Source organism: Bradyrhizobium sp. UBA2491 (assembly GCF_002341725.1).
Lineage (GTDB): Bacteria > Pseudomonadota > Alphaproteobacteria > Rhizobiales > Xanthobacteraceae > Bradyrhizobium.
This window is the reverse complement of the sequence record NZ_DDOP01000039.1, coordinates 247,782-270,547: the sequence shown is the minus strand read 5'-3', so window position 1 is coordinate 270,547 and position 22,766 is coordinate 247,782. Positions and strand designations below refer to the sequence as shown.

Annotated in this window: 21 protein-coding genes; 10 read left to right on the top strand and 11 right to left on the bottom strand. The window is 65.7% G+C overall.

What is annotated here, in order from left to right:
- Positions 1-50: 50 nt before the first annotated feature.
- Positions 51-1,223: a thiolase family protein gene (locus B2W55_RS12535; RefSeq protein ID WP_024585109.1), complete on the top strand. Its 1,173-nt coding sequence runs from the start codon at positions 51-53 to the stop codon at positions 1,221-1,223.
- A 74-nt stretch (positions 1,224-1,297) separates the two neighbouring features.
- Here B2W55_RS12535 and B2W55_RS12530 read toward each other — a convergent pair whose 3' ends face one another.
- On the bottom strand, positions 1,298-1,756 hold the full coding sequence (locus B2W55_RS12530; RefSeq protein ID WP_024585108.1) for a MarR family winged helix-turn-helix transcriptional regulator: 459 nt from the start codon (positions 1,754-1,756) through the stop codon (positions 1,298-1,300).
- Between the two features lie 86 nt (positions 1,757-1,842).
- On the opposite strand from B2W55_RS12530, the gene B2W55_RS12525 reads away from it, so the two are divergent.
- Together B2W55_RS12525 and B2W55_RS12520 are read left to right on the top strand one after the other, a co-directional pair.
- The gene (locus tag B2W55_RS12525; protein ID WP_024585107.1) at positions 1,843-3,270 is read left to right on the top strand and encodes an MFS transporter; all 1,428 of its coding nucleotides are present in this window, start codon (positions 1,843-1,845) and stop codon (positions 3,268-3,270) included.
- Between the two features lie 177 nt (positions 3,271-3,447).
- Entirely contained in the window at positions 3,448-5,112 is a 1,665-nt protein-coding gene (locus tag B2W55_RS12520; protein ID WP_100555298.1) for a mucoidy inhibitor MuiA family protein, read from the top strand.
- A 69-nt stretch (positions 5,113-5,181) separates the two neighbouring features.
- Here B2W55_RS12520 and B2W55_RS12515 read toward each other — a convergent pair whose 3' ends face one another.
- From B2W55_RS12515 to hemP, 6 genes are all read right to left on the bottom strand, one after another.
- The gene (locus B2W55_RS12515; RefSeq protein WP_024582913.1) at positions 5,182-5,625 is read right to left on the bottom strand and encodes a hypothetical protein; all 444 of its coding nucleotides are present in this window, start codon (positions 5,623-5,625) and stop codon (positions 5,182-5,184) included.
- A 260-nt stretch (positions 5,626-5,885) separates the two neighbouring features.
- Positions 5,886-7,238 carry an esterase-like activity of phytase family protein gene (locus B2W55_RS12510; protein ID WP_024582914.1) on the bottom strand — a complete coding sequence of 451 codons (1,353 nt, stop codon included), beginning with the start codon at positions 7,236-7,238 and terminating at the stop codon, positions 5,886-5,888.
- Between the two features lie 108 nt (positions 7,239-7,346).
- The gene (locus B2W55_RS12505; protein WP_024582915.1) at positions 7,347-8,150 is read right to left on the bottom strand and encodes a heme ABC transporter ATP-binding protein; all 804 of its coding nucleotides are present in this window, start codon (positions 8,148-8,150) and stop codon (positions 7,347-7,349) included.
- Complete coding sequence (locus B2W55_RS12500; protein WP_024582916.1) at positions 8,147-9,247, bottom strand: FecCD family ABC transporter permease; 1,101 nt, start codon at positions 9,245-9,247, stop codon at positions 8,147-8,149. The genes B2W55_RS12505 and B2W55_RS12500 overlap by 4 nt, the downstream gene beginning before the upstream one ends.
- Positions 9,244-10,194 (bottom strand): heme/hemin ABC transporter substrate-binding protein, encoded by a 951-nt coding sequence (locus B2W55_RS12495; protein ID WP_024582917.1) that lies wholly within the window; start codon positions 10,192-10,194, stop codon positions 9,244-9,246. The genes B2W55_RS12500 and B2W55_RS12495 overlap by 4 nt, the downstream gene beginning before the upstream one ends.
- Positions 10,195-10,202: 8 nt before the next feature.
- Entirely contained in the window at positions 10,203-10,409 is a 207-nt protein-coding gene (hemP, locus tag B2W55_RS12490; protein ID WP_024582918.1) for a hemin uptake protein HemP, read from the bottom strand.
- 258 nt (positions 10,410-10,667) lie between these two features.
- Here hemP and B2W55_RS12485 point away from each other — a divergent pair, with 258 nt between their 5' ends.
- The 6 genes from B2W55_RS12485 (at position 10,668) to B2W55_RS12460 (ending at position 16,105) form a co-directional block, all read left to right on the top strand.
- The gene (locus B2W55_RS12485) at positions 10,668-13,013 is read left to right on the top strand and encodes a TonB-dependent hemoglobin/transferrin/lactoferrin family receptor (RefSeq protein ID WP_024582919.1); all 2,346 of its coding nucleotides are present in this window, start codon (positions 10,668-10,670) and stop codon (positions 13,011-13,013) included.
- 147 nt (positions 13,014-13,160) lie between these two features.
- Positions 13,161-13,496 carry an antibiotic biosynthesis monooxygenase family protein gene (locus B2W55_RS12480; protein ID WP_024582920.1) on the top strand — a complete coding sequence of 112 codons (336 nt, stop codon included), beginning with the start codon at positions 13,161-13,163 and terminating at the stop codon, positions 13,494-13,496.
- Positions 13,497-13,507: 11 nt separating this feature from the next.
- Positions 13,508-14,017, top strand: coding sequence for a heme utilization cystosolic carrier protein HutX (hutX, locus tag B2W55_RS12475; protein WP_024582921.1), 510 nt, complete (start codon positions 13,508-13,510; stop codon positions 14,015-14,017).
- A gap of 58 nt (positions 14,018-14,075) precedes the next feature.
- Positions 14,076-14,828: a tonB-system energizer ExbB gene (exbB, locus tag B2W55_RS12470; RefSeq protein WP_043855642.1), complete on the top strand. Its 753-nt coding sequence runs from the start codon at positions 14,076-14,078 to the stop codon at positions 14,826-14,828.
- A 3-nt stretch (positions 14,829-14,831) separates the two neighbouring features.
- Positions 14,832-15,278 (top strand): TonB system transport protein ExbD, encoded by a 447-nt coding sequence (exbD, locus tag B2W55_RS12465; protein WP_024582923.1) that lies wholly within the window; start codon positions 14,832-14,834, stop codon positions 15,276-15,278.
- 5 nt (positions 15,279-15,283) lie between these two features.
- Positions 15,284-16,105: an energy transducer TonB family protein gene (locus B2W55_RS12460; protein ID WP_024582924.1), complete on the top strand. Its 822-nt coding sequence runs from the start codon at positions 15,284-15,286 to the stop codon at positions 16,103-16,105.
- Positions 16,106-16,265: 160 nt separating this feature from the next.
- Here the strand turns inward: B2W55_RS12460 and B2W55_RS12455 are convergent, their stop codons facing one another.
- From B2W55_RS12455 to B2W55_RS12440, 4 genes are all read right to left on the bottom strand, one after another.
- The gene (locus tag B2W55_RS12455; protein WP_244442277.1) at positions 16,266-17,108 is read right to left on the bottom strand and encodes a carbohydrate ABC transporter permease; all 843 of its coding nucleotides are present in this window, start codon (positions 17,106-17,108) and stop codon (positions 16,266-16,268) included.
- Positions 17,109-17,148: 40 nt separating this feature from the next.
- Positions 17,149-18,105, bottom strand: a complete 957-nt coding sequence (locus tag B2W55_RS12450) for a carbohydrate ABC transporter permease (RefSeq protein ID WP_024582926.1) — start codon at positions 18,103-18,105, stop codon at positions 17,149-17,151.
- 132 nt (positions 18,106-18,237) lie between these two features.
- Positions 18,238-19,584 carry an ABC transporter substrate-binding protein gene (locus B2W55_RS12445; protein ID WP_024582927.1) on the bottom strand — a complete coding sequence of 449 codons (1,347 nt, stop codon included), beginning with the start codon at positions 19,582-19,584 and terminating at the stop codon, positions 18,238-18,240.
- A gap of 145 nt (positions 19,585-19,729) precedes the next feature.
- The gene (locus B2W55_RS12440) at positions 19,730-20,773 is read right to left on the bottom strand and encodes a C-terminal binding protein (protein ID WP_024582928.1); all 1,044 of its coding nucleotides are present in this window, start codon (positions 20,771-20,773) and stop codon (positions 19,730-19,732) included.
- Between the two features lie 287 nt (positions 20,774-21,060).
- On the opposite strand from B2W55_RS12440, the gene B2W55_RS12435 reads away from it, so the two are divergent.
- Positions 21,061-22,746, top strand: a complete 1,686-nt coding sequence (locus B2W55_RS12435; RefSeq protein WP_024582929.1) for a methyl-accepting chemotaxis protein — start codon at positions 21,061-21,063, stop codon at positions 22,744-22,746.
- Positions 22,747-22,766: the final 20 nt, after the last annotated feature.

Below are 22,766 nucleotides of genomic sequence, written 5' to 3'. Positions count from 1 at the left end.
ATGAATAGCATCCGAAGCGTCATAATGGGCGATCTCGAAGGGAGAAAACAATGCGTGAAGCCGTAATCGTTTCCTACGCGCGCACCGGCCTGGCAAAGTCCGGCCGTGGCGGATTCAACATCACCCCGCCGATGTCGCTGGCCGGACATGCCATCAAGCACGCGGTCGAGCGCGCCGGCGTCGACAAGGACTATGTCGAGGACTGTTATCTCGGCAATTGCGCGCATGGCGCGCCGAACATCGGCCGTCAGGCGGCGCTGCTCGCCGGCCTGCCGAAGTCGACCGCAGGCGTTTCGGTGAATCGCTTCTGTTCGTCGGGCTTGCAGACCATCGCAATGGCCGCCAATTCCATTCGTTCGGATGGCTCTGACTGCATCGTCGCCGGTGGCGTCGAGAGCATCTCGATTCCGGGCGGCGGCTCGCCGAAGGAATCGATCGATCCGGACCTGCTCAAGACCGCGCCCGCCATCTTCATGGCGATGATCGATACCGCCGACATCGTCGCCGAGCGCTACAAGGTCAGCCGCGAATACCAGGACGAGTATTCGCTGGAATCGCAGCGCCGCATGGCCGCCGCGCAGCAGGCCAACAAGTTCAAGGACGAAATCGTCCCGATGAAGACCAAGATGAAGGTGGTGGACAAGGCGACCAAGGCCGAGTCGATCGTCGACTACGTCGTCGACCGCGACGAGTGCAATCGCCCCGAGACCACACTGGAAGGTTTGGCAAAACTTGAGCCGGTCAAGGGCCCGGGCAAGTACATCACCGCCGGCAATGCCAGCCAGCTCTCGGACGGCGCCGCCGCCGTGGTGCTGATGGAAGCCAAGGACGCCGAGAAGCGCGGCCTCAATCCGCTCGGTCGCTTCGTGGCCTGGGCCTCGGCCGGCTGCGAGCCCGACGAGATGGGCATCGGCCCGGTGTTCGCGGTGCCGAAGCTGTTGAAGCGTCACGGCCTGAAGATCGACGACATCGATCTCTGGGAGCTCAACGAGGCGTTCGCCAGCCAGTGCCTTTACTCGCGCGACCAGCTCGGCATCGATCCCGAGAAGTACAACGTCAATGGCGGCTCGATCGCGATCGGCCATCCGTTCGGCATGACCGGCGCCCGTCTCACCGGCCATCTGTTGCAGGAAGGCCGCCGCCGCAAGGCCAAGTGGGGCGTCGTGACCATGTGCATCGGCGGTGGCCAGGGCGGCGCCGGCCTGTTCGAGATCTATAGCTAACCGCGCATCGACGCGGATCGCATACGAACGAGCGGCCCGGCGGCAATGCCGGGCCGCTTTTCATTTGACGCCGGTCATGACGCCGGCAAATCGGGAGCGCGTTCGCCGAATTCGAGTGCGGCGACCAGTTCGAGCGTCTGCCTGAGATCGGCAGCCTGCCTGGCGCCGAACGCCGTCTCGAAGAGGTCCTGCGCCTCGAGCCAGGCGGCCTGCGACTCCGCAAGCCTCGCTTCGCCGCGCTTGGTGAGCCGTACCAGCCGGCTGCGGCGGTCATTCTTGTCGACGGTGACGGTCACCAGGCCGTCGCGCTCGAGCGGTTTCAGGTTGTGATTGAGCGCGGTGCGGTCGAGCACCAGCGCCGTGGCCAGTTCTCCCATCGTCGGCGAACCCGACCGTCTGACATAGACCAGGATGGCCCGCTGCGTGCCACGCAGCCCCGACGTCGCGAGGGCCTGGTCGTAGAGCTGCGACACCCGCCGTGTCGCCTTGCGCAATGCCGTGAGGTTGCACCGGGTGGCTTCCGTCTTCGCCATTGGCTGCCTCCAAACTGGACTTGACAGATACATGCATATGCACCTAATGGCAATAGGTGTATATGCACGTATCTGAAGGATGTGTGATGTCGGACGCCGAAGCGGAGACGATCGGGCTGGCGGTCGGAAGTGCAGCGCGGCCACGGTCCCGCGCGGCGACCCCGCGGCAGGTTCTGGCGATCGTCTCGGTCGGAATCTGCCTGGCAAATCTCGACCTGTTCATCGTCAATGTCGGGCTGCCGAACATCGCTCAGGAATTCCGCGGTGCCTCGCTCGAGGATTTGTCCTGGATCCTCAATGGCTATGCGATCGTCTATGCAGCGCTGCTGGTGTTCTTCGGCAGGCTCGCCGAACGCCACAGCCGCAATCTCAGCTTCCTGCTTGGCGTTGCGCTGTTCACGGCGGCATCGGCGGCGTGCGCGCTGGCGTCCAGCGTCGAGCTCCTGGTCCTCTCCCGCGTGGCACAGGCCGCCGGGGCGGCATTGATGACGCCGACCTCGATCGGCCTGCTGCTGGCCTCGTTTCCGCCCGAGCAGCGCGCCGGCGCGGTGCGCACCTGGACCGCGATCGGCGGCCTTGCCGCGGCGCTCGGGCCGCTCGCCGGGGGCGTGCTGGTTACCTTCGACTGGCGCTGGATCTTCATCGTCAATGTCCCGATCGGCGTGCTCGCGCTGATCATCGGCTGGTTCAAGTTGCCCGAGGTGCCCGGCCACGACGTGCCGCGTCCGAGCTGGTGGGCGGCGCTGCTCGTGACCTGCGGCATCGGCGCGCTGACATTTGCCATCGTGAAGGCGAATGACTGGGGATGGGGTTCGCGCGGCGTCGTGCTCGGCCTCGTCCTCGCAGGGCTCTCGCTCGCGGCCTTCGCGTGGCACTGTCTGCGCTCGAAGAATCCGTTCGTCGATCCCGCACTGTTTGCCGTCAGGCCGTTTACCGGAGCGACGCTGGTCATGGCGCCTTACTCGGCGGCCTTCGGTGCGATGCTGTTGTCGGTGGCGCTGTGGGAGCAAACCGTGTGGGGATGGTCGGCGCTAAAGACCGGCCTCGCGATCGCGCCAGGTCCGCTGCTTGTCCCGTTCACGTCGCTGTTGTTCGCCGGTCGCCTGATCGCACGCTTCGGTGCGGCCGCCGTGGTGTCCGCCGGCATCTTGTCGTTCGCCGGCGGGCTTGTGATCTGGGCAATGCTGCTCGGCGCGGACCCCAACATGCCTGCCTTCGTGGCCGGTATGATGCTCACGGGTATCGGCGTCGGGCTTACATTCCCGACCCTGATGGGCGTCGGCGCCGGCTCGCTGCCGCCGTCGTCGTTCGCAACCGGCTCCGGCGTCATCAACATGATCCGGCAAGCGGCGCTGGCGATCGGCGTTGCGATCTTTGTCGCGATCCTGGCTACCCCGGCCACGATGACCGAGCGGATCGCGGCGTTTCATCGCGGCTGGTGGATCATGATCGCGATCACCATGGCCGGCTTCGTGCCGAATTACCTGTTCATCTGGCGCAGATCGAACCGCTAACGCCCGAAAGACATCGCCGCGCCATCCGGCCGCCGCGACGGCGCCATCCTCGCGCCGCGGGGAAACCTCAATCGAACCAGTCTCTTCCTTGGTGCGTCTCACCACGAGAAGCGGCGCGCCTGCGCGTTTGGCGCGCCGTTCAACTCGCGTGATGCGGCGTTTTCCCGGAGGGATGTGATGCGAAGGATTGCGAATTGTCTTGTGACCACCAGCCTGGTGCTGGCGGGCGCGCTGGTTGCCGGGCCGCTCCACGCGGCCGATCTCGATACGGCGTCGCAGGTCGACGCCGTCACCGTCTATCCGGACGGCGCGAGCGTCACCCGCGTCATCACGCTGGATCTGCCAGCCGGAGACAACACGCTCATCGCGAAGGATTTCCCGATGGGGCTCGATCCATCCTCGCTGCGGGTCGAGGGCGATGCCGGCGCCAAGCTGACGATCGGCGCCATCGACGCGCGGCCGCCGCGCCTGGTGCCGCCGGCCAACCTGCCCGACATCGACAAGCGGATCGAGGCGCTGAGGGATCAACGCGAGGATTTGCAGGGGCTCATCAGTTCGGCCGAGGCGCGGCGCAAATTCGCCGAGCACTTCGCCGAGGCCGCGCCGGTCGGGATCGGCGAGAAGGGCGAGGCACGCCCGGTCAGCGAATGGCGGGCGGCGTTCTCGGCGGTGGCGGATGAAGTCGCAACCGCCGACAGCGCGATCCGCGACGCCGCGCGCAAGCAGCGCGACATCGACCGCGAACTGGCGCGCCTGGAAGCCGACCGCGGCGCCAAGCCGCCGAGCCACCTCGAGGTACGGATCGAGCTTGCCTCCGCCGCGGCTACCAAGGCCACCCTGCGGGTGACCTATGCGGTGCGCAATGCGCGCTGGATGCCGATTTACGACGCCCGTCTCGATACCGGCAGCAAGGACCGCAAGCCTGCGATCGAGTTGGTGCGCCGTGCCGAGATCACCCAGTCGACCGGCGAGGACTGGTCGAACGTGGCGCTTGCGGTCTCCACCGTGCGGGTTGCGCGTGGCGGCAATGCGCCCGAGCTCAATTCACTGCTGGTGCAATACCCGCAGCCGCCGCGGCCGCTGCCGTCGGCCAGCACACGGTCGCGTGAGGCTGTGGCGGCTGCGCCGCAGGCCGATATGGTCCAGCAATTCCGCTTCGGTGGCGGGTCGACCTTTGGCGAACAAGAGGCGACGGCGGAAATCGGGGCGTTCCAGGCCACCTTCAAGATCCCAGGTCGCGTCAGCGTTTCAGCCAATGAGGGCACCAAGAGTCTGCGCATCGCAACGGCGACGATCACCCCCGATCTCGCGATTCGCGCCGTCCCCGTGATCGATCCGACCGCGTTCCTGGAAGCGAGCTTCGTGCAGGCCGACGACGCGCCGCTGTTGCCCGGCCAGGTCTCGATCTATCGCGACGGCATTTTTGTCGGCCGTAGCCGGATGGCCACGGCCGCCAAGGACGAGACGGTGCGGCTCGGCTTCGGCGCCGACGACAAGGTCAAGATCGAGCGCACGGTGGTGAAGCGCAACGAAGGCTCCGCCGGGCTGATCGTGACGACGTCGAAGACCGACGAGCGCGCGTTCAAGACCGTTGTGCGCAACGGCCACGACTTCCCGATCAAGGTCGCGATCCTGGATCAGCTTCCGGTCAGCGAGAACGACGATATCGTGGTCGAGATGCTGCCGTCGTCGACGCCTGCCACCACGACCAATCTGCGCGACAAGCGCGGCGTGCTGGAATGGGCATTCGAGGCCAAGGCCGGCGAAGTTCGTGACATCAATTTCGCCTGGCGGATGCGCTGGCCGAAAGACAAGGGCATCGTGATGGTGCCGGCGGGCTAACGGGGCCGCAGCCTGGCTGTTTGACGGGCGCTCCGCACGCGAACCAGTAGCTTCAGCAGCTAGCGCCGGCTAGAAGCCGGCGTCCTCCTCCAGCCATTGCTGGTTGTCCCAGTGCGCGCGCCGGCCGAGGACATATTCGCGAACATCGTCCATGAAGCGTACCTTGCTGGCGAGTGCTCCGATGAAAGCGGCGACCGCTGCGATCCAGGGCCACAGATGCGCGAGCAGGGAGGCGGGTATCTGATTGGCGAACCCGGCTTGCAGCGCGCTCACTGCGAAGTACGCCACTCCGGCCCATGCGAGAGCCAAGATCGTTGCCACGGCCTCGTAGCTGGTCTGATGGAGCCGCACCAGCCAGCGCATCAGGCATAGATAGGCAAAGTAGGTGACCACGCCGAGGATGAAGGCAATACATCCCGGCGGAAGGCCCCAGCTTTCATCCCAGGCCTGGTACACGACGAAGCCCGCGGCTATGAGCGCTTCGACGTAGGTCAGGCAAGACTTTTCCATCATGATTTGCCCCAAAGCGATTCAAGTATCCGCCGAGGCTATCATCATCTGGCGGGCTGCCAGAAGTGTATTTGTCGGACAACGTTGAATTGTCCATGGCTCGACGACCACGAAGGTCGCCGCATATTCACCGTCATGCCCCGCCTCGAGCGGGGCATCCAGTACGCCGCGGCCTTTCCGTTGAAACGCAAAAGCCTCTGGAATACTGGGTCGCCCGGTCAAGCCGGGCGACGACACTGTTGTGTGCGACGAAAGTGACTGCGTCACTTCGCCTTCAGGAAGTCACCCACTTCGAGCAGCACGAACTCGTTGTCGTCGGCCTTGTTCGGATCGCGGCTCGAGGAGAACGGCAGGTTGTTGTCGTTGCCGACGATGATGTGGGTTTCGTCGACCCGATCGACGTTCTCGATGGTGAAGAACGGGAAGGTGTAGACGCCGTCATTGAGCGGCTTGCGGGCCTTCTTGTTCGGATCGCGGATCTTCATCAGGTCGACATAGGCGATCTTGCGCACCGGCTTGCCGACATTGGCGTCCGACAGCTCGATCTTGTAGACGCGCTTGAACTTGGCAAGATCGGGGAAGCAGTTCTCGCCACGCTGGCCTTGCGGGCAGGCCTTGTCGGCGGTGCCTTCGCCATTGTCGCGCTCGATCACCAGGCCCTGCGTCGGATCGATCATGTTGAAGTCGCCGATCGCATTGCCGTTCTGCTCGAACACATAGTGCCAGTAGCGCCCGGTGAACTTCTCCGCGGCGACGTCGAATTCGAGGATGCGGGAGGCTTCCTTGCCGTCGACCTTCTCCCAGTCCTTCTTGTCGGCGTCCCACAGCGGCCCTTCGAGGAGACCGTACAGGAACTTGCCGTCCTTGGACGAGGCGAAGCCTTCATAGCCCTTGGAGCGGCGCAGATTGACGTTGGTGTAGCTCGCGCCGGGCGCGCCGGGCGACTGCACCGCCCAGTGATCCGGCGAGCGCACCGGCTTGCCGTCGGCAACCGTCTCGAACACCGCGAGGATCTTGCCGGTCTTGTCCGCCTTGAGGATGTAGGGTCCGAACTCGTCGCCGATCCAGAACGTGTCGTTGATGATCTGGAAGCCCTCGGTGTCGAAGTCGGCGCCGGTGAGGTAGCGCTTGGCGGTGTCCTCATGCACGATGCGGAACGGCACCTTCTTGTCGGGATCGTGCAGGAACATGGTCTCCTGGCGCTCGATCTTGCCGCCCGCCCAATCCATCTTGTACCGGTTCAGGTACAGCATCGAGTCCGCCGAGTTGTAGCGCGAGCCCATGCCGTTGTCGGTGAGCACCCAGAACGAACCGTCGGGCATCGTCTTGATGCCGGAATTGCCCTGCAACGGCTGGCCCTTGAACGGCAGCGACACGCCGGTCGGCCGCTCGTAGGACTTGCCCATCACGGTGCCGATGGCGTCGACGCGCTTGCCGGTGGTGTATTTGCCCGAGGTCTTCAGATCGTTCGGAGCGTCGGCGGGAGCCTCGATGAAGCTCTCCGCCGGCATCACGGCGTGTCCCGCCAGCGTCGCCGGGAATTCGCCCTCGCTTTGCGCGAACGCCGATGTGGCGAACAGCATGGTGGCGACGGAGCAGAGCAGGGACAGACGCATGGTTGATCTCCTCGAGATGAAACGATGCGGTGTTCTCCGAGGCGCCTGTTACAGCCGGCTGACAGTTTTGTGAATCGCCTGTGTTGCGACGGGATAAGGCTTGCGGCCTTACGTCGCTTTGCTTGCCGGCTGCATGGTCTGCGGCAGCAGGAACGGCACGCCGTTATTGGTGTATTCGATCGCGCCGTCGATTTCGAAGATCCGCCTCAGCGTGTCGGCCTGCATCGCGGCGGCGCGGTCGCCATCGACCGCAAGCCGGCCGCCATGCAGCAGCAGGATGCGATCGGCGAACCGCATCGCGAGGTTGAGGTCGTGCAGGATCGCGATCACGGCGGTGCCACGTGCGGCACGCCGCCGCGCGGTCTCGACCAGATCGATCTGATGCCGCAGATCGAGGCTCGATGTCGGCTCGTCGAGCAGCAACAGTCCGGGCCCATGCAGTGCCTCGCCGCAGGCGAGCTGCACCAGCACGCGGGCAAAATGCGCGCGCTGCTGCTCGCCGCCGGACAATGTCGGCAATTGCCTGAAACGGAATTGCGCCAGCCCGACCTCGTCCAGCGCCGCCTCGACCAGGCCATGCGCCGTGGCGCGCGGGCTCTCACCCGCGCCCATGGCGACGATCTCCTCGACGGTGAACGGAAAGGTGACGTGGACGTGCTGCGACAGCATCGCACGGTGCCGTGCCAACTCACGCGGCGCGTAGCCATGCAGGTCGCGCTGCTTCAGCCTGATCGTGCCGTGGGATGGTTTGAGATCGCCCGACAGCATCCGCAACAGCGTCGATTTGCCGGCGCCGTTGGGGCCGACGATCGCCACCATCTCGCCGGCGCCGATTTGCAGCGATACCGCGTCGACCAGGGTGGTGCCGCCGATGGTCATCGAGACCGATTGCGCCTCGAGCAGCGCCGTCATAGCGACACCAGCCCGCGCTGGCGCAGCAGCATGGCAAGGAAGAACGGCGCGCCGATCGCCGCGGTCAGGATGCCGATCGGCATCTCCGCCGGCGCCACGATGGTGCGCGCCACCGTGTCGGCACCGACCAGCAGGATGGCGCCGAGCAGCGCCGATGCCGGCAGCAGCAGGCGATGCGAGGGGCCGATCACCAGCCGCAGCAGATGCGGCACCACGATGCCGACGAAGCCGACCACGCCGCACACCGAGACCGCGACGCCGGTCATCGCCGACACCAGTACGATCGAGATCCGCTTCAGCCGTTCGACATCGACGCCGCTGTGGAACGCCTCGGCCTCGCCGAGCACCAGCACGTCGAGCCCACGGGCGATCGAGACGCAGACGATCAACGCAACGCCCAGCACGGGCGCCAGCGTGGTGAGCTTGCTCCAGGTCGCGCCGCTGAGCGAGCCGAGCAGCCAGAAGGTGATGTCGCGCAGCTGGCGGTCGTCGGCCACGAACACCAGCAGCCCGATGCCGGCATTGGCGATCGCGGCGATCGCAAGCCCGGCGAGCAGGAAGATCGCAATCGACGTGCGGCCGCCGCGGCTGGCGATGGCGTAGAGGACGATGGTCGTGATCAGCGAGCCGGCAAAGGCCGCGATCGGCAGCAGCTGATGTTGCAGGAAACGCAAGCTCTCGCCGAGATGGCTGTCGGTGAACACGATCGCGGTCGCCGCCGCGAACGCACCGCCGGAGGAGACGCCGACCAGCGCGGGGTCGGCGAGGGGATTGCGGAACAGGCCCTGCATGATGGCGCCGGAGACCGCGAGGAGTCCGCCGACCATCGCGGCGGCGGCGATCCGAGGGATGCGGATGGACCATACCACGAGCTGGTCGCGTGCCAGCAGCGGGTTGGCCGCGCTATCCACCCACAGGCCGAGCGCGGCCGGAAGCCGTGCCAGCGGAATGCCGGCGGCCCCGACCGTCAGGGCGACCAGCGCGGTAATCGTGAGCGCCGCCAGCAGGCCAAGCAAAGTGAGTGTCGCCGCCGGCCGCAGCGCCGTGCCGGCGCGCCGTCGTTTCGCAGGGCCGCTGCGCTCGGCCAGCACGCTCATTGCCGGCAGTTCGCGGTCAGCGCCGAAGGCTTGAAGTTTTCGGCTTGCGGGGCCAGCGTCGGATAGAGTTTGACCGAGAGGTCGCGGGCCGCGGCCGCGGTGCGCGGTCCGAAGCCGAGCAGATAAAGTCCTTCCATCGAGATGAAGGCCTTGTTGGCGGCGACCGGCGTCAGCGCGAAGCCCGGATGCGCGAACACCGCCTCTGAGGTCAGCGAGTCCTTGCCGCGATCGATCGACAGCACGACGTCCGGCTTCGCCGCCACGATCGCCTCGTCATTGACCGGCTTGTAGCCGTCATAGCCGTCGATCGCGTTGACGCCGCCGGCGAGCTGGATGATCTCGTCGGCAGCGGTCTTGTGGCCCGCGGCCATCGCCCGGCCGTTCAACAGCGACATCACGAACATCACGCGCACCGGCTTGGTCACCTTGGCGCGCAGCGTGCGCAGTTGCGCAAGGTCGCTCTCGACTGCCGTGGCCAGGCAGGCCGCACGCGGTTCGGCGCCCATGGCATGGCCGACCAGTTTGATCTTCTCGACCAGTCCTGCCTCCGAGAAGGTTTCCGGCACCAGCACCAGCGGCACCTTCGCCGCCTCCAGCACGTCCATGGTTTCCTTCGGCCCGGAGCCCTGCACCGCGAGCACCAGCGACGGATGCAGGCCGAGCACACCCTCGGGCGACAGCTGGCGCATATAGCCGACGTCGGGCTTCTCGCGCAGCGCTGACGGCGGATAGAGGCTGGTGGCATCGACGCCGGCGATGCGATCCTCGAAGCCGAGCGCATAGAGGATTTCGGTGATCGCGCCGCCGATCGAGACGATCCGCGACGGATCGTCGATCACGACGTCGCGGTCGCGCGCGTCGTGCACGGTGATGCCCTCGGCGGTCGCCGCCTGGATCGGCAGCAAGCAGGAGAAGGCGAGCACAGCGAGCGTGCGACAAATTGTCATCGGGGCCGTCACTTGGTCAGGATCAGCTTGTTCTGCGAGGTCAGCCGCAAGCGGTATTGGTCCTCGCCATGCGCGATGATGATCTCGCGTTCGGTCGCGAACAGCTCGCGGCTGTCGAGACGATTTCCCCGCATGACGAGCGTTTTGGCGGTGCCAGAAGCGGAATCGGCTTGCCCGCCGGCCACGCCGATGTTCTCTCCGGAGGTTGCCGCCATTGCCTGATGCTGCGCCTTTCGAAACCGTTGAATGTCGCCTGTCTGTATAAGACGGCCAAGGCGCTTTCCAACGGCCGCACTTTACAATCGATATAAACAGCGCTGCCGCATTCTTGACCGTTTTGTTGCCGGCTCGTAACCAATCGTTGACGCGGTGCGAGCGGGTGGCTTGCAGCGCAATGAAGTTGGTAGCCAGCAAGTCGCTCGACGAGCGCACGCCAGCCAGACCAGAAAAGCGATCATCGGGCTGGGGCTAGTATGGCTGACGGGGCTAGGGTTTCGCGCGCCTTGATTTTGGGCGCGTCGGTGTTTTCATTCGCGGCGGCATTGCCGGAAAGTGGTTTGGCGCAAACCGCCGATGCTTCGGCGCCGCGTCCTTCGACCGAGCGGCCCAAGCAGGCCAAGCGAAAGCCGAAGCCCGCCGCGCAACAACAGGCCGCGGCGCCGGCGATGAACGCGCGCGCGCAGATCGGCGCGGTGCCGGTGCAGTCGCTCGACACCATCACCGCCGTGGCGTCCAAGACCGACGAGCGCGCGATCGATGCGCTGGCTCCGGTCAGCTCCGTCACCCTGGAGAAAATCCAGGGGTTGCAGCCGAACCGGGTGTCGGACATTTTCTACAGCGTCCCGGGCGTCTCGTTCCAGGAGCGCGGCGATGACCCTGCGACCGTCATCAACGTCCGTGGCTTGCAGGATTTCGGCCGCGTCGCTGTCGTGGTCGACGGCGCGCGGCAGAACTATCAGCGCACCGGCCACAACGCCAACGGCTCGTTCTTCCTCGATCCTGAGTTGATCGGCGGCGTCGACGTGGTGCGCGGTCCGACCGCGAACATCTACGGCTCCGGCGCGATCGGCGGCGTGGTGTCGTTCCGCACCAAGGACATCGACGATGTGGTGCGCCCGGGCGAGCGCTGGGGCGTCGACATGTCGGGCTCCTACGGCAGCAACAAGGACCGCGGCATGGCCTCGGTGTTCGGCGGCGTGCGCGCCGATCCGAATGTCGACGTGTTCGGCGGCGCGGTCTATCGCACCCAGAGCAACTACAAGGATGGCTCCGGCACCGAGATCGGCAACACCGGCAACGATATCGCGGCCGGCTTGATGAAGGTGACGATCCGCCCGGCCGAAGGCCATGAGTTCAAGATCGGCGGCATCTTCCAGGACTACCAGTACAATATCGGTCAGCAGAACCGCGGCCCGACCACGACGGCGGCGCCGCTGGCGGCGATCGCGGGCTCCTCGGTCTATGCCTCCGACGCCAGGAACTACACCGGCACGCTGAGCTGGAAGTACTCGAAACCCGACGACATGCTGTTCGACTGGAATATCTCGGTCTACGGCAACCGCACCGACAACGACCAGGTCAAGACCTACAACAACCGCATCACCACGGGTGGCGGCGTGTGTACGCTCGGCAATCCCGGCAACAACATCTCCGGCTGCGTCGGCGACAAGCGTGGCTATTCGCTCGACACCGTCGGCATCGACGTCAACAACACCTCGCGCTTCAATTTTGGCGACTGGCGCAACGCCGTGACCTACGGCTTCGACGCTTTCCGCGACGATGTCGAGACCTTCGATTCCCGCGGCAATTCCAACATCACGACGCCGGGCGGCCAGCGCACGGTGTCCGGCGGCTTCGTGCAGTTGAAGCAGAACTATTCGACCTGGCTCGAGCTCGTCAGCGCCGTCCGCTACGACCACTACGAGCTGACCTCGATCAACACCACGACCAGCGGCGACCGGCTGTCGCCGAAGATCACGCTCGGCGTCACGCCGGTCGCGGGCTTCACGCCCTATGTCAGCTATGCCGAAGGCTATCGCGCGCCGTCGATCACCGAGACCCTGATCGCGGGCGGCCACGCCACCGGCGGCGGGCCGGCGCTGTTCAACTGCCCCGACGGCACCAGCGGGCTGTTCTGCTTCCTGCCCAACGCGGCGCTGCGGCCCGAGGTCGGCAAGAACAAGGAAGCCGGCATCAACCTGAAGTATGACGGCATCTTCACCGCGAGCGATTCGTTCCGCGGCAAGATCAACGTGTTCCAGAACGACGTCGACGGCTATATCGATCTCGTGGCGTCGGCGCCGACCACGACGCCGTTTGGACGCTTCAGCCAGTTCTACCAGTACCAGAACATCGCCCATGCCCGGATCGAAGGCTTCGAAGCCGAGACGATGTATGACGCGGGCGACTGGTTCCTGGGCGTCGCCGGTCATCTGATGCGCGGCCGGAACACCCAGACCAATATCGGGCTCGCCACCATCACGCCGCGCAAGGTGACGACGACCGCCGGCGTGCGCCTGCTCGACCGCTCGCTGATCATTGCCGCGCAATGGTCCTCGTTCGGCGCCAACAACGATCTGCCGGCGGGCTATCTGCCGTCGACCGGCTACGAGCTGGTCAATCTCTACCTGACCTGGAACGCCACCAAGGACATCACCTTCACGGCGTCGGTCGACAACCTCTTGAACCAATACTACCGGCCCTACGCGATCCCGGGCTCCTCGACCGACGGCACGACGCAGAACGACGTGCTGTTCTCGAGCCCCGGCCCGGGCACCGTTTACAAGGCCGGACTGAAAATTCACCTTGGTGGAGCGTAACGCGACGAGCCGATCATTCCATCCAGGTTGCTCCGGCCGCGCTGGTGCCCCAGCGCGGCTTTGGCGCGTTCATGATATCAACGAGATCAACCGGCAGGATCCAGGGCATCATCCAAGGCATCCGTCGGCAAACAGGAGAAGGCTTTCATGTTCATCGCAATGAACCGGTTTCAGGTGATCAAGGGCAAGGAGCAGGCGTTCGAGACGGTCTGGAGGACGCGTGAGTCCTATCTCGGCGACCTGCCGGGCTTCGTCGAGTTTCACCTGGTGAAGGGTCCCGAGGCCGAGGACCACACGCTCTATGCGACCCACACCGTGTGGGCCAGCAAGGCGGCGTTCGAGGACTGGACCAAGTCGGATGCGTTCCGCCGCGCCCATGCCCGCGCCGGCAACGAGACCGGCGGCAGCCTCTATCTCGGCCATCCCCGGTTCGAGGGCTTCGAGGTGCTGATCACCGAGCGGGCGAAGAGCGCCGCGGCGTGACGGGGGCGGCCATGCCGAATGCGGATCTCGCCGGGTTGAAGGCCTACATGGCCGACAATCCCGGCGCCGTCATCGAGGATGTCGCGCGCGAGCGCAAGGTGATGCCGCGCGCGGTGATCGAGGCGCTGCCGGAAAGCATGGTGCGGATCGGCGCCGGCGATTTCGCTGCCGCGATGCAGGACATCGCGGAATGGGGCGAGGTCACGTTGATCGTGCACACCGATGACGCGATCTTCGAGTTCACCGGTGCCATCCCGAAGGGGGAGGTCGGCCGCGGCTATTTCAACCTGATGCAGCCGAAGGGCCTGCACGGCCACCTCAGGCACGAGCGCTGCGCGGCGATTGCCTTCGTCGAGCGGCCGTTCATGGGCAAGGTGTCGGCGTTCATCGCCTTCATCAATCTCGACGGCGGCATCATGTTCAAGGTGTTCGTCGGCCGCGACGAGACGCGCGCGCTGCGCGGCGATCAGCTGGTGCGTTTCCATGCGCTGGCGGACCGCCTCGCGCCGCAGGCGGGCTGAGGCGAACGCAGGACGGGAGGCGACCATGGCGTATCGGTGGCTTGGGCGGCGGATCTGGATGGCGGCGACTGCCGGGTTCGGCATGTCGCCGGGAACGGGCCTTGCTGCCACCGACGCTGCGCTGCTGCCGCGCAACCTCTCGCCCTGGGGCATGTTCGAGAGCGCCGACATCGTCGTGAAGGCGGTCATGATCGGGCTCGCCTTCGCCTCGCTGGTGACCTGGACGATCTGGCTCGCCAAGACCATCGAGATCCGCCGCAAGACCGTGCTGGCCAGGCAGCGCATCGGCCTGCTCGAGCGCGACACCCAGCTTGCCGAGGTGGAGCTGGCGAGCCGCGACGGCAACGATGCCGTTGCGCAGATCATCCAGTCGGCCTCGCGCGAGGCCACGCTCTCCCGCGGCATGTTCGACGACGGCTTCAAGGAACGCATCGCGCTGCGGCTGGAGCGGGTCGAAGCGGCGATGTCGCGGCAGATCGCGCGCGGCACCGGCGTGCTCGCGACGATCGGCGCCACTGCGCCGTTCGTCGGCCTGTTCGGCACGGTGTGGGGCATCATGAACGCCTTCATCGGCATCTCCGAGGCGCACACCACCAATCTCGCCGTGGTCGCGCCTGGCATCGCCGAGGCGCTGCTCGCAACCGCGCTCGGGCTCGTTGCCGCGATCCCGGCCGTCGTGATCTACAATCATTTGACCCGCTCGATCGCGGGCTACCGCGCGCTGCTCGGCGACGCCTCCGTCATGGTGATGCTGCTGGTGAGCCGCGAAGGCGATCGCAGCCTGTTCCGGCTGGCGCGCGCCGCGGAGTGAGAGATGGGCGTCAAGCTTGGCACGGGCGGTGCGTTCGGTAGCCGGCGTCGCGGCGACGACGACCTTGTCGAGGCGCATGAGATCAACGTCACGCCGTTCATCGACGTGATGCTGGTGCTGCTGATCATCTTCATGGTGGCGGCGCCGCTCGCCACCGTCGATCTCGGCGTCGATCTGCCGGCCTCGACCGCCGAGCCGCAGCCGCGGCCGGACAAGCCGGTGTTCGTCACCGTGAAGCCGGATCTGTCCGTCGCGGTCGGCGAGGACGTCATCGCGCGCGATACGCTGACGTCGGCGCTCGACGGCGCCACGCAAGGCAAGAAGGACGAACGCATCTTCCTGCGCGCCGACAAGGCGGTCAGTTACGGCGACCTGATGGAGGTGATGAACCTCTTGCGTAACGCCGGCTACCTCAAGGTGGCGCTGGTCGGCCTCGACGGACGAAGTTGATCAAGATGAATGCCTATGCGCTGCATGATTCCCGCGGTGACATCTGGCTGAGACGCTGGGGTCTGGCGGCGGCCGCGATCCTGGCGGCGCACGCGGCGATGATCGCGCTCGGCATGAGCTGGGTCGCGTTGCCGCCGCCGGGCGTCGCAGTGCCGGCGGTGCTGGTCGACCTGACGCCGATCACGTCAGCGCCGGAGATTTCCAAGACCGAGCTGCCGCCGGGCCCTGCGATGCAGGAGGCCGATGCCGCGCCGCCCGAGCCTGCCGCCGCGCAGGCCGTGCACGAGGAGATCGCGCCGACGCCGTTGCAGGAAAAGGCCGAGGTCGCCGCGCCGCCGGAGCAGAAGCCGCAGGTCACGCCGCCGAAACCAGAGCCCACCAAGGTCGTGCCTGAGCACAAGACCGAGCCCGTCAAGCCGAAGGTGGTGCGTCGGGACGCGAAGAAGCCCTCCGAGGCGACACCGGCTCCGCGCGCCAGTGCGCCGAGCCGTGCCGAGCGTCAGGCGCCGGCGGCGTCCGCGATCAGCGCGGGTGCCGCGGCATCGGCGATCGCGGCCTACAACGCGCGGGTCCGCGCGCATCTGTTGCGCTTCCATTCTTATCCAGCCGGCGGCAACGGCCAGCGCGGCGTGGTCCGGCTGGTGTTCACGCTCGGCCGCGGCGGGCAGGTGCTGTCGAGCCATCTCGGCGGCTCCTCCGGCAATCCGACCTTCGACGCGCGGGCGCTGGCGATGATCCGCCAGGCCCAGCCGTTCCCGGCGTTTCCTCCCGAGGTCACGCAGGGCTCGATGGGCTTCTCCGTGCCGGTCGCGTTCGTGCCGCGATGACGTCTGAGCTGCTAAGTCCATCCCCGTCATCCTGAGGCGCGAGCCCTTGCGAGCCTCGAAGGATGCACGGCCCGGCTGGTGGCCGTCGACCCTTCGAGACGCGCTTCGCGCTCCTCAGGGTGACGGAGATGGAGTGAGGTTGTTTCGTGCCGAAGCCTACCTACTCCTTCACCGCGCCGGTCAGCGACGACACGTAATAGTCGACGAACAGCGAGTAGAACAGCGCGACCGGCAGCGAGCCGAGCAGCGAGCCGGCCATCAGCGCGCCCCATTGGTAGACGTCGCCGGTGACGAGCTCGGTCAGGATCGCGACCGGCACCGTCTTGTTGGCGCCGCTCTGGATGAAGGCGAGCGCATAGATGAACTCGTTCCAGGACAGCGTGAAGGAGAAGATGCCGGCCGAGATCAGGCCAGGCACCGCCAGCGGCAGCGTGATCCGCCACAGGATCTGCAACCGGGTCGCGCCGTCGACCAGCGCGCATTCCTCGAGCTCGTAGGGGATCGACTTGAAATAGCCGATCAGGAGCCAGGTGCAGAACGGCACCAGGAAGGTCGGATAGACCAGGATCAATGCCAGCGGCGAATCGAACAGGCCGAACTGCACGATCACGGTGGCGAGCGGAATGAACAGGATCGACGGCGGCACCAGATAGGCGAGGTAGATGCCGAGCCCGACATAGGGGCTGCCGCGGAAGCGCAGCCGCTCGATCGCATAGGCGGCGAGCGTCGAGGCGAACAGCGACAGGAAGGTCGAGCCGATCGCGACCATCATGGTGGTCTTCAGCCAGCGCGGATACTCGGTGTCGAACAGCAGGTGCTTGACATGCGCGAGCGTCGGCGAGGTGATCCAGAACGGGTTGTGCTCCTTGTAATTCAGCAGCTCCGCGTTCGGCTTGAACGACGTGATCGCCATCCAGTAGAACGGAAACAGCAGGATCAGGATGAAGCAGGCGAGCGGCAGATAGATCATCACCATGCGCCGGGCGCCGGAATCCCACGACATCGTGTCCGGCGCGGCACGGGCGACGTTGGAGGCTGCGACGTCAGTCATTGGCTTCTCCCTGCTGCCATTTGCGTCGCGCGAGGCCGAAATAGCTGAACAAGGTCGCGAACACCAGGAACGGGATCATCGAGACCGCGATCGCCGCACCTTCGCCGAGCTCGCCGCCGGCGATGCCGCGCTGGAACGCCAGCGTCGCCAAGAGATGCGTCGAGTTGACCGGGCCGCCGCGGGTGATGGCGTAGACCAGCTGGAAATCGGTGAAGGTGAAGATGATCGAGAACGTCATCACGATCGCGAGAATCGGCATCATCATCGGGAAGGTGATGTAGCGGAAGCGCTGCCAGGCGGTGGCGCCGTCGAGCATCGCTGCCTCATAGAGCGAGGGCGAGATGGTTTGCAGTCCGGCCAGCAGCGAGATCGCGACGAACGGGATGCCGCGCCAGATATTGGCCGCGATCAGCGAGAACCGTGCCGGCCAGGGCGAGCCGAGGAAATCGACATTGCTGTCGCGCAAATGCAGCACGTCGACCAGGAGATAGGAGATGATCGAGAATTGCGGATCGTAGATCCACCAGAACGCCAGCGCGGACAGCACCGTCGGCACGATCCACGGCAGCAGCACGATGGCGCGGACCAGGCTCTTGAACGGGAAATGGTTGTTGAGCAGCAGCGCCAGCCAGAAGCCGAGCGCGAACTTTCCGAAGGTCGCGACCGCGGTGTAGAACACCGAGTAGAACACCGCATTCCACCACAGCGGATCCTTGAGCAGGTACTGGAAGTTCTCGAGCCCGATATAGACGCCGCGCTGGCCGATCGTGGTGTCGGTGAAGGCGAGCCAGATGCCGAGGCCGAGCGGATAGGTGAGGAATACCAGCAGCAGGCCGATCGCCGGTGCAAGGCACATCACGATCAGGAACGGCTTGTAGTCGAACAGGCGCGCGAGCCAGCCCGGTTGCCGGAGCGCCGCGCCGCGCGATGGGAGGGTCGTGACAGACATTGAATGCTCGTCTTCTCGTCATTGCGAGGAACGAAGCGACGAAGCAATCCAGCTCTCGTCTATGGCGCTATGGATTGCTTCGCTTCGCTCGCAACGACGGCTGATTTGAGTTTCGCAGTTCAATGATCGCCGTTACCGGTTCTGCCGCCGGAAGTACCGCTTGGCGCGTTGCTCGGCCTCCGCGGCGGCTGCCTCGGGCGTGGCCGCGTCGGTCGCGACCGAGGCGCACATCTGCACCAGCACGTAGTCGGCGTTGACGGCGCCGGTCGCGGTCGAGATCGGCCCCTTGTAGCCGTTGTAGTAGGGGCTCCTCATGGTGTCCTTGAAGATCGCGACCTTGGGATCGCCCGACCACACCGCAGCGTCGGCATAGGCGGCGAGTGGTTGCGACCAGTAGCCGGAATTGGCGTTGAGCCACGGCTCGTACTGCTCCTTCTCCAGCATGAATTGCAGGAACGCCTTCGCCGCATTGGGATAGGCGCTGTGCTTGAACACCATCGCATTCAGGGTCAGGCCCGACATCGGCGAGGTCGATGCCAGCCCCTTGGGCAGGAGCTGATGCTCGGTGTCGTCGGCGATCGCCTTGGTCGCGGGATCGTTCTTCAGCGAGAAGTACAGCGAAACGCCATTGGCGGTCAGGCCGATCTCCTGCGACGAGTAGGCGCGGTTGTTGGAGACGTCGTTCCACGACGGCGTGCCGGCGATGAAGGTCGGATAGAGCTCCTTCAGGTATTTCAGCGCGGCGATCGTCTCCTTGCTGTTGATGATGATATTGCCTTCCTCGTCCAGCAGCGCGGCGTTGTGCGACCACAACAGCCAGTTGGCGAAGCCATTGCCGTCGCCGACGGCGTTGCCGAGGGCAAAGCCCGCCGGCTTGCCGGCCGCCTTCAGCTTCTTGTAGAGTTCGAGGATGCCGGCATGGTCTTCCGGCACCTTGTCGAAGCCGGCCGCATTGACCAGCGACTTGCGGTACACCAGCGGGCCGCCGGAGGCGCCGAACGGCAGGCCGATCCAGCTCTTCGATTTCGAGCGCATGCCATAGCGTTTTGCGAGCGCGAGCCAGCCGCCGTAGCGCTTGTCGAGATAATCGGCGACGTCGGTCAGCTCGATCAGCTTGTCGATATAGATGTGCGGCGCATCGCCGAAGCCGATGATGATGTCGGGACCTGCGCCGGAGTTCGAGGTCACCGCGGTCTGCTGGTTGATGTCCTCCCAGCCGACGAAGTCGACCTTGATCTCGACGCCGGTCTTGTCGGTGAATTTCTTGGCATTGGCGCGGAACACGTCCTCGTCGGCCTGGACGAAGCGCACCGGCCGCAGCATGCGCAGGGTCGCGCCCTTCTCGATCGGCAGCGACGGCGCCGCGACGTCGGCCGCTTTGACCTTCGACGCGTCCTGCGCCGAAGCACCGGTGATTGCCAGCGCCGCCGCGGAAGCTCCCAGCGCCAGCGCGTCGCGACGCGTGACCTCATACGTCATGTCGTTTGCACTCCCTGCTTTGTCTGTTCTTATCGTTCCTTCCCGGCGTTGGTCGCCGGTGAAGGCCTTGTCGTCTCGGTGCACCCGCCGCGCGAAGGACCCATCTCGTCAGCGAGACGGGCCTTCGCGTGAAGCGCGCTGCCGTCTAGCTGTTCGGACCGCGATCCATGCTGACAGGCTGCCAGCGGCGCAACGCGGTGTTTTGCAGCACCGACGGGTTGACGCAGCTTACCGGCCACATGCCTTGCAGCACTAGTGACAATTCGTAGCCCACGCGACGCTTGCGCGCCTCGTCAAAACGTGCCGATGCCGAGGCGACGTGGGCGGTCAAGGTAACATTGTCCATCCCGAGCATCGGGTTGTTGTGCGACGGCGGTTCCTTCTCCAGCACGTCGAGCGCGGCGTGGGCGATCCAGCCCTCTTGCAGCGCCTTGATCAGCGATTCCTCGTCGACGGTGGCGCCGCGGCCGGTGTTGATGAAGACTGCCGATTTTTTCATCTGACGAAAATGCTTCTCGGTCAGCATGTGGTGCACTTCGGGCCGCGCCGGGGCATGCATCGAGACGAAATCGGATTGCGCCAGCACCTCCGACAGCGTCGAGGGGATCACGCCATGGTCGTACATCAGCGTTTCCTGGATGAAGGGATCGTAGGCCATCATCCTGAGGCCGAACGGCGCGGCGCGCTTGGCGACCGCGCGGGCGACCCGGCCGAACGAGATGAAGCCGAGCGTCTGGCCCATCAGCCGCGGAATCTTCAAGAGCGCCGGGCGGCCTTCGGCCCAGCGGCCGGTGCGCACCATCTTGTCCTGCTCGATCAGGCGGCGGAAGCCTGCGAGCAGCAACATCATGGCGTGGTCGGCGACCTCCTCGATGAAGGTATCGGGGATGTTGGTGACGGGGATGCCGCGAGCGGTCGCCGCCTTGACGTCGACCGAGTCGACGCCGACGCTGCCGAGCGTGATCACCTTGCAGTTCTCCAGCGCGTCTATGACGGCCTTGGTGATCGGCATGCCCTTGGCGTAGATCGCGTCCGCGGTGCGGGCCGCAGCGATGAATTCGGCCTCGTTGGCCGGCGCTTCGACGATCTCGGCGCCGATCGGATCGAGCGCCTCGCGCTCGTAGTCATAGCCGCCGCCGGCGACCGTGAAGCTCGCGCCCTTCGGCGTGACCACTCTGAATTTCGACATTGTCTGCTCCCGATGTGAGGCTTCTGTTCTTGCTTCTTGCTGGTTTGTTTCTTGCTGGTTTGTTTCTTGATCTTGTTGCTTGCGGGAGCGCGGCTCGCATCGCCGCTTTTCCCTGTATTTGTACGCGGGCTGAGCTGTCCTCCCCACAATTGCCGGTCGGTCCGGGGCCCGATTCTCCGGGCTTCTACGGGGAACCTCCGTAACCATCAGGTAAAGGGTCTCACATTACGGTGAGCGGAATCAATCCGCCAATCGCGTCGCGTTCCCCGCCTCTCCTGGAGATCCCCGTGAAGCTGTCAAATCTGAAGATCACCCCCAAGCTCGGCATTCTGGTGGGGGTGACCCTCCTTGGCCTGTGCGCGGCCGGCATCCTCGCCGGTCACCTGATGCAGCGTGAGATGACGAATTCGCGCATCGACCAGGCCAAGGCCATCGTCGAGATGGCGAAGAACATGGCGGCAAGCCTCAAGAAGGAAGTCGACGCCGGCAAGATGACCAAGGAGGCCGCGCTCGCCGAGTTCGGCAAGCGCGCCAACGCGATGACTTACGACAACGGGGCCGGCTACCTGTTCGGCACGGATTACAATGGCATCACGGTGCTGGCGCCGGATCCGAAGCAGGTCGGAACCAACCGGATGGATGTCGTGACCAATGGCCGCAAGCTGTCGTGGGAGTTGATGAACGGCGTGAAGGCCAATGGCGAGATCCTGCTGTTCTATGATTACGTGAAGCCCGGCCAGGAGACGCCGATCCGCAAGCTCGGCTATGCCGTCGCGGTTCCCGGCTTCGACATGTATGTCGGCACCGGCGCCTATCTCGACGACATCGACGCCAAGATGCGGCCGATCGCATGGCTGCTCGGCCTTGCGACCCTCGGCATCGGCATCGTGTCGAGCTCGGTGGCATGGCTGATCGGCCGCAGCATCTCCCGACCGCTCAATCTGCTCGGCGCGCGCATGCGCGACATCGCCGACGGCAAGCTCGACGGCGACATCCCGGGGGTCGGCCGCGGCGACGAGGTCGGCGGCATGGCGGCGACCGTGCAGATCTTCAAGGACAATGCGATCCGCATCCGCGGGCTCGAGCAGGCCGAGGCCGAAACGCAGGCCCGTGCCGCATCCGAGCGCCGCAACGCGATGCAGGACCTTGCGAGCGACTTCGAGCGCAGCGTGAACGGCATCGTCCGCACCGTGGCGTCCGCCGCCGCCGGCATGCAGACCACGGCGCAGTCGATGACCGCGACCGCGAGCGATGCCAGCGCACGCGCCGCGACCGTCGGCGCCGCCTCAGACAGCGCTTCCAACAATGTCGGCACCGTCGCCGCGGCGGCCGAGGAGCTGTCGAGCTCGGTTGCCGAGATCGCCCGCCAGGTGGCGCGTTCCAGCGAGGTCGCAAGCCAGGCCGTGGCCGATGCCGAGCGAACCAATGCGACCGTGCAGGCGCTGTCCACCGGCGCCGAGAAGATCGGCGAGGTGGTCAAGCTGATCCACTCGATCGCGGCTCAGACCAACCTGCTGGCGCTCAACGCCACCATCGAGGCGGCGCGCGCCGGCGAATCCGGCCGCGGCTTCGCGGTGGTCGCATCCGAGGTGAAGGCGCTGGCCAACCAGACCGCGAAGGCCACCGAGGAGATTTCGGCACAGGTCGCCGCGATGCAGGCCTCCACCGGCGAGGCCGTGACCTCGATCGGCGGCATCACCACGACGATCGCGCAGATGAGCGAGATCACCGCCTCGATCTCGACCGCGATCGACCAGCAGGGCGATGCGACGCGCGAAATCGCCCGCAACATCCAGCAGGTCGCGGCCGGCTCCAGCGAGATCTCCGCCCATATCGGCGGCGTCACCACCGCGGCGGCCGCCACCGGCACCGCGGCCGGCGACGTGCTGTCGAATGCGCGCGAGCTCGACACCCAGTCCGGCATGCTGCGCAATGCGGTGGACGAATTCCTGGAGAAGGTGCGCGCGGCGTAACGCCGGCGCGATCAATCGAA

Excerpts from the sequence above, each read along its gene's own strand:
- B2W55_RS12535 (WP_024585109.1), top strand. The coding sequence starts at position 51 with ATGCGTGAAGCCGTAATCGTTTCCTACGCGCGCACCGGCCTGGCAAAG.
- B2W55_RS12530 (WP_024585108.1), bottom strand. The coding sequence starts at position 1,756 with ATGGCGAAGACGGAAGCCACCCGGTGCAACCTCACGGCATTGCGCAAG.
- B2W55_RS12525 (WP_024585107.1), top strand. The coding sequence starts at position 1,843 with ATGTCGGACGCCGAAGCGGAGACGATCGGGCTGGCGGTCGGAAGTGCA.
- B2W55_RS12520 (WP_100555298.1), top strand. The coding sequence starts at position 3,448 with ATGCGAAGGATTGCGAATTGTCTTGTGACCACCAGCCTGGTGCTGGCG.
- B2W55_RS12515 (WP_024582913.1), bottom strand. The coding sequence starts at position 5,625 with ATGATGGAAAAGTCTTGCCTGACCTACGTCGAAGCGCTCATAGCCGCG.
- B2W55_RS12510 (WP_024582914.1), bottom strand. The coding sequence starts at position 7,238 with ATGCGTCTGTCCCTGCTCTGCTCCGTCGCCACCATGCTGTTCGCCACA.
- B2W55_RS12505 (WP_024582915.1), bottom strand. The coding sequence starts at position 8,150 with ATGACGGCGCTGCTCGAGGCGCAATCGGTCTCGATGACCATCGGCGGC.
- B2W55_RS12500 (WP_024582916.1), bottom strand. The coding sequence starts at position 9,247 with ATGAGCGTGCTGGCCGAGCGCAGCGGCCCTGCGAAACGACGGCGCGCC.
- B2W55_RS12495 (WP_024582917.1), bottom strand. The coding sequence starts at position 10,194 with ATGACAATTTGTCGCACGCTCGCTGTGCTCGCCTTCTCCTGCTTGCTG.
- hemP (WP_024582918.1), bottom strand. The coding sequence starts at position 10,409 with ATGGCGGCAACCTCCGGAGAGAACATCGGCGTGGCCGGCGGGCAAGCC.
- B2W55_RS12485 (WP_024582919.1), top strand. The coding sequence starts at position 10,668 with ATGGCTGACGGGGCTAGGGTTTCGCGCGCCTTGATTTTGGGCGCGTCG.
- B2W55_RS12480 (WP_024582920.1), top strand. The coding sequence starts at position 13,161 with ATGTTCATCGCAATGAACCGGTTTCAGGTGATCAAGGGCAAGGAGCAG.
- hutX (WP_024582921.1), top strand. The coding sequence starts at position 13,508 with ATGCCGAATGCGGATCTCGCCGGGTTGAAGGCCTACATGGCCGACAAT.
- exbB (WP_043855642.1), top strand. The coding sequence starts at position 14,076 with ATGGCGGCGACTGCCGGGTTCGGCATGTCGCCGGGAACGGGCCTTGCT.
- exbD (WP_024582923.1), top strand. The coding sequence starts at position 14,832 with ATGGGCGTCAAGCTTGGCACGGGCGGTGCGTTCGGTAGCCGGCGTCGC.
- B2W55_RS12460 (WP_024582924.1), top strand. The coding sequence starts at position 15,284 with ATGAATGCCTATGCGCTGCATGATTCCCGCGGTGACATCTGGCTGAGA.
- B2W55_RS12455 (WP_244442277.1), bottom strand. The coding sequence starts at position 17,108 with ATGTCGTGGGATTCCGGCGCCCGGCGCATGGTGATGATCTATCTGCCG.
- B2W55_RS12450 (WP_024582926.1), bottom strand. The coding sequence starts at position 18,105 with ATGTCTGTCACGACCCTCCCATCGCGCGGCGCGGCGCTCCGGCAACCG.
- B2W55_RS12445 (WP_024582927.1), bottom strand. The coding sequence starts at position 19,584 with ATGACGTATGAGGTCACGCGTCGCGACGCGCTGGCGCTGGGAGCTTCC.
- B2W55_RS12440 (WP_024582928.1), bottom strand. The coding sequence starts at position 20,773 with ATGTCGAAATTCAGAGTGGTCACGCCGAAGGGCGCGAGCTTCACGGTC.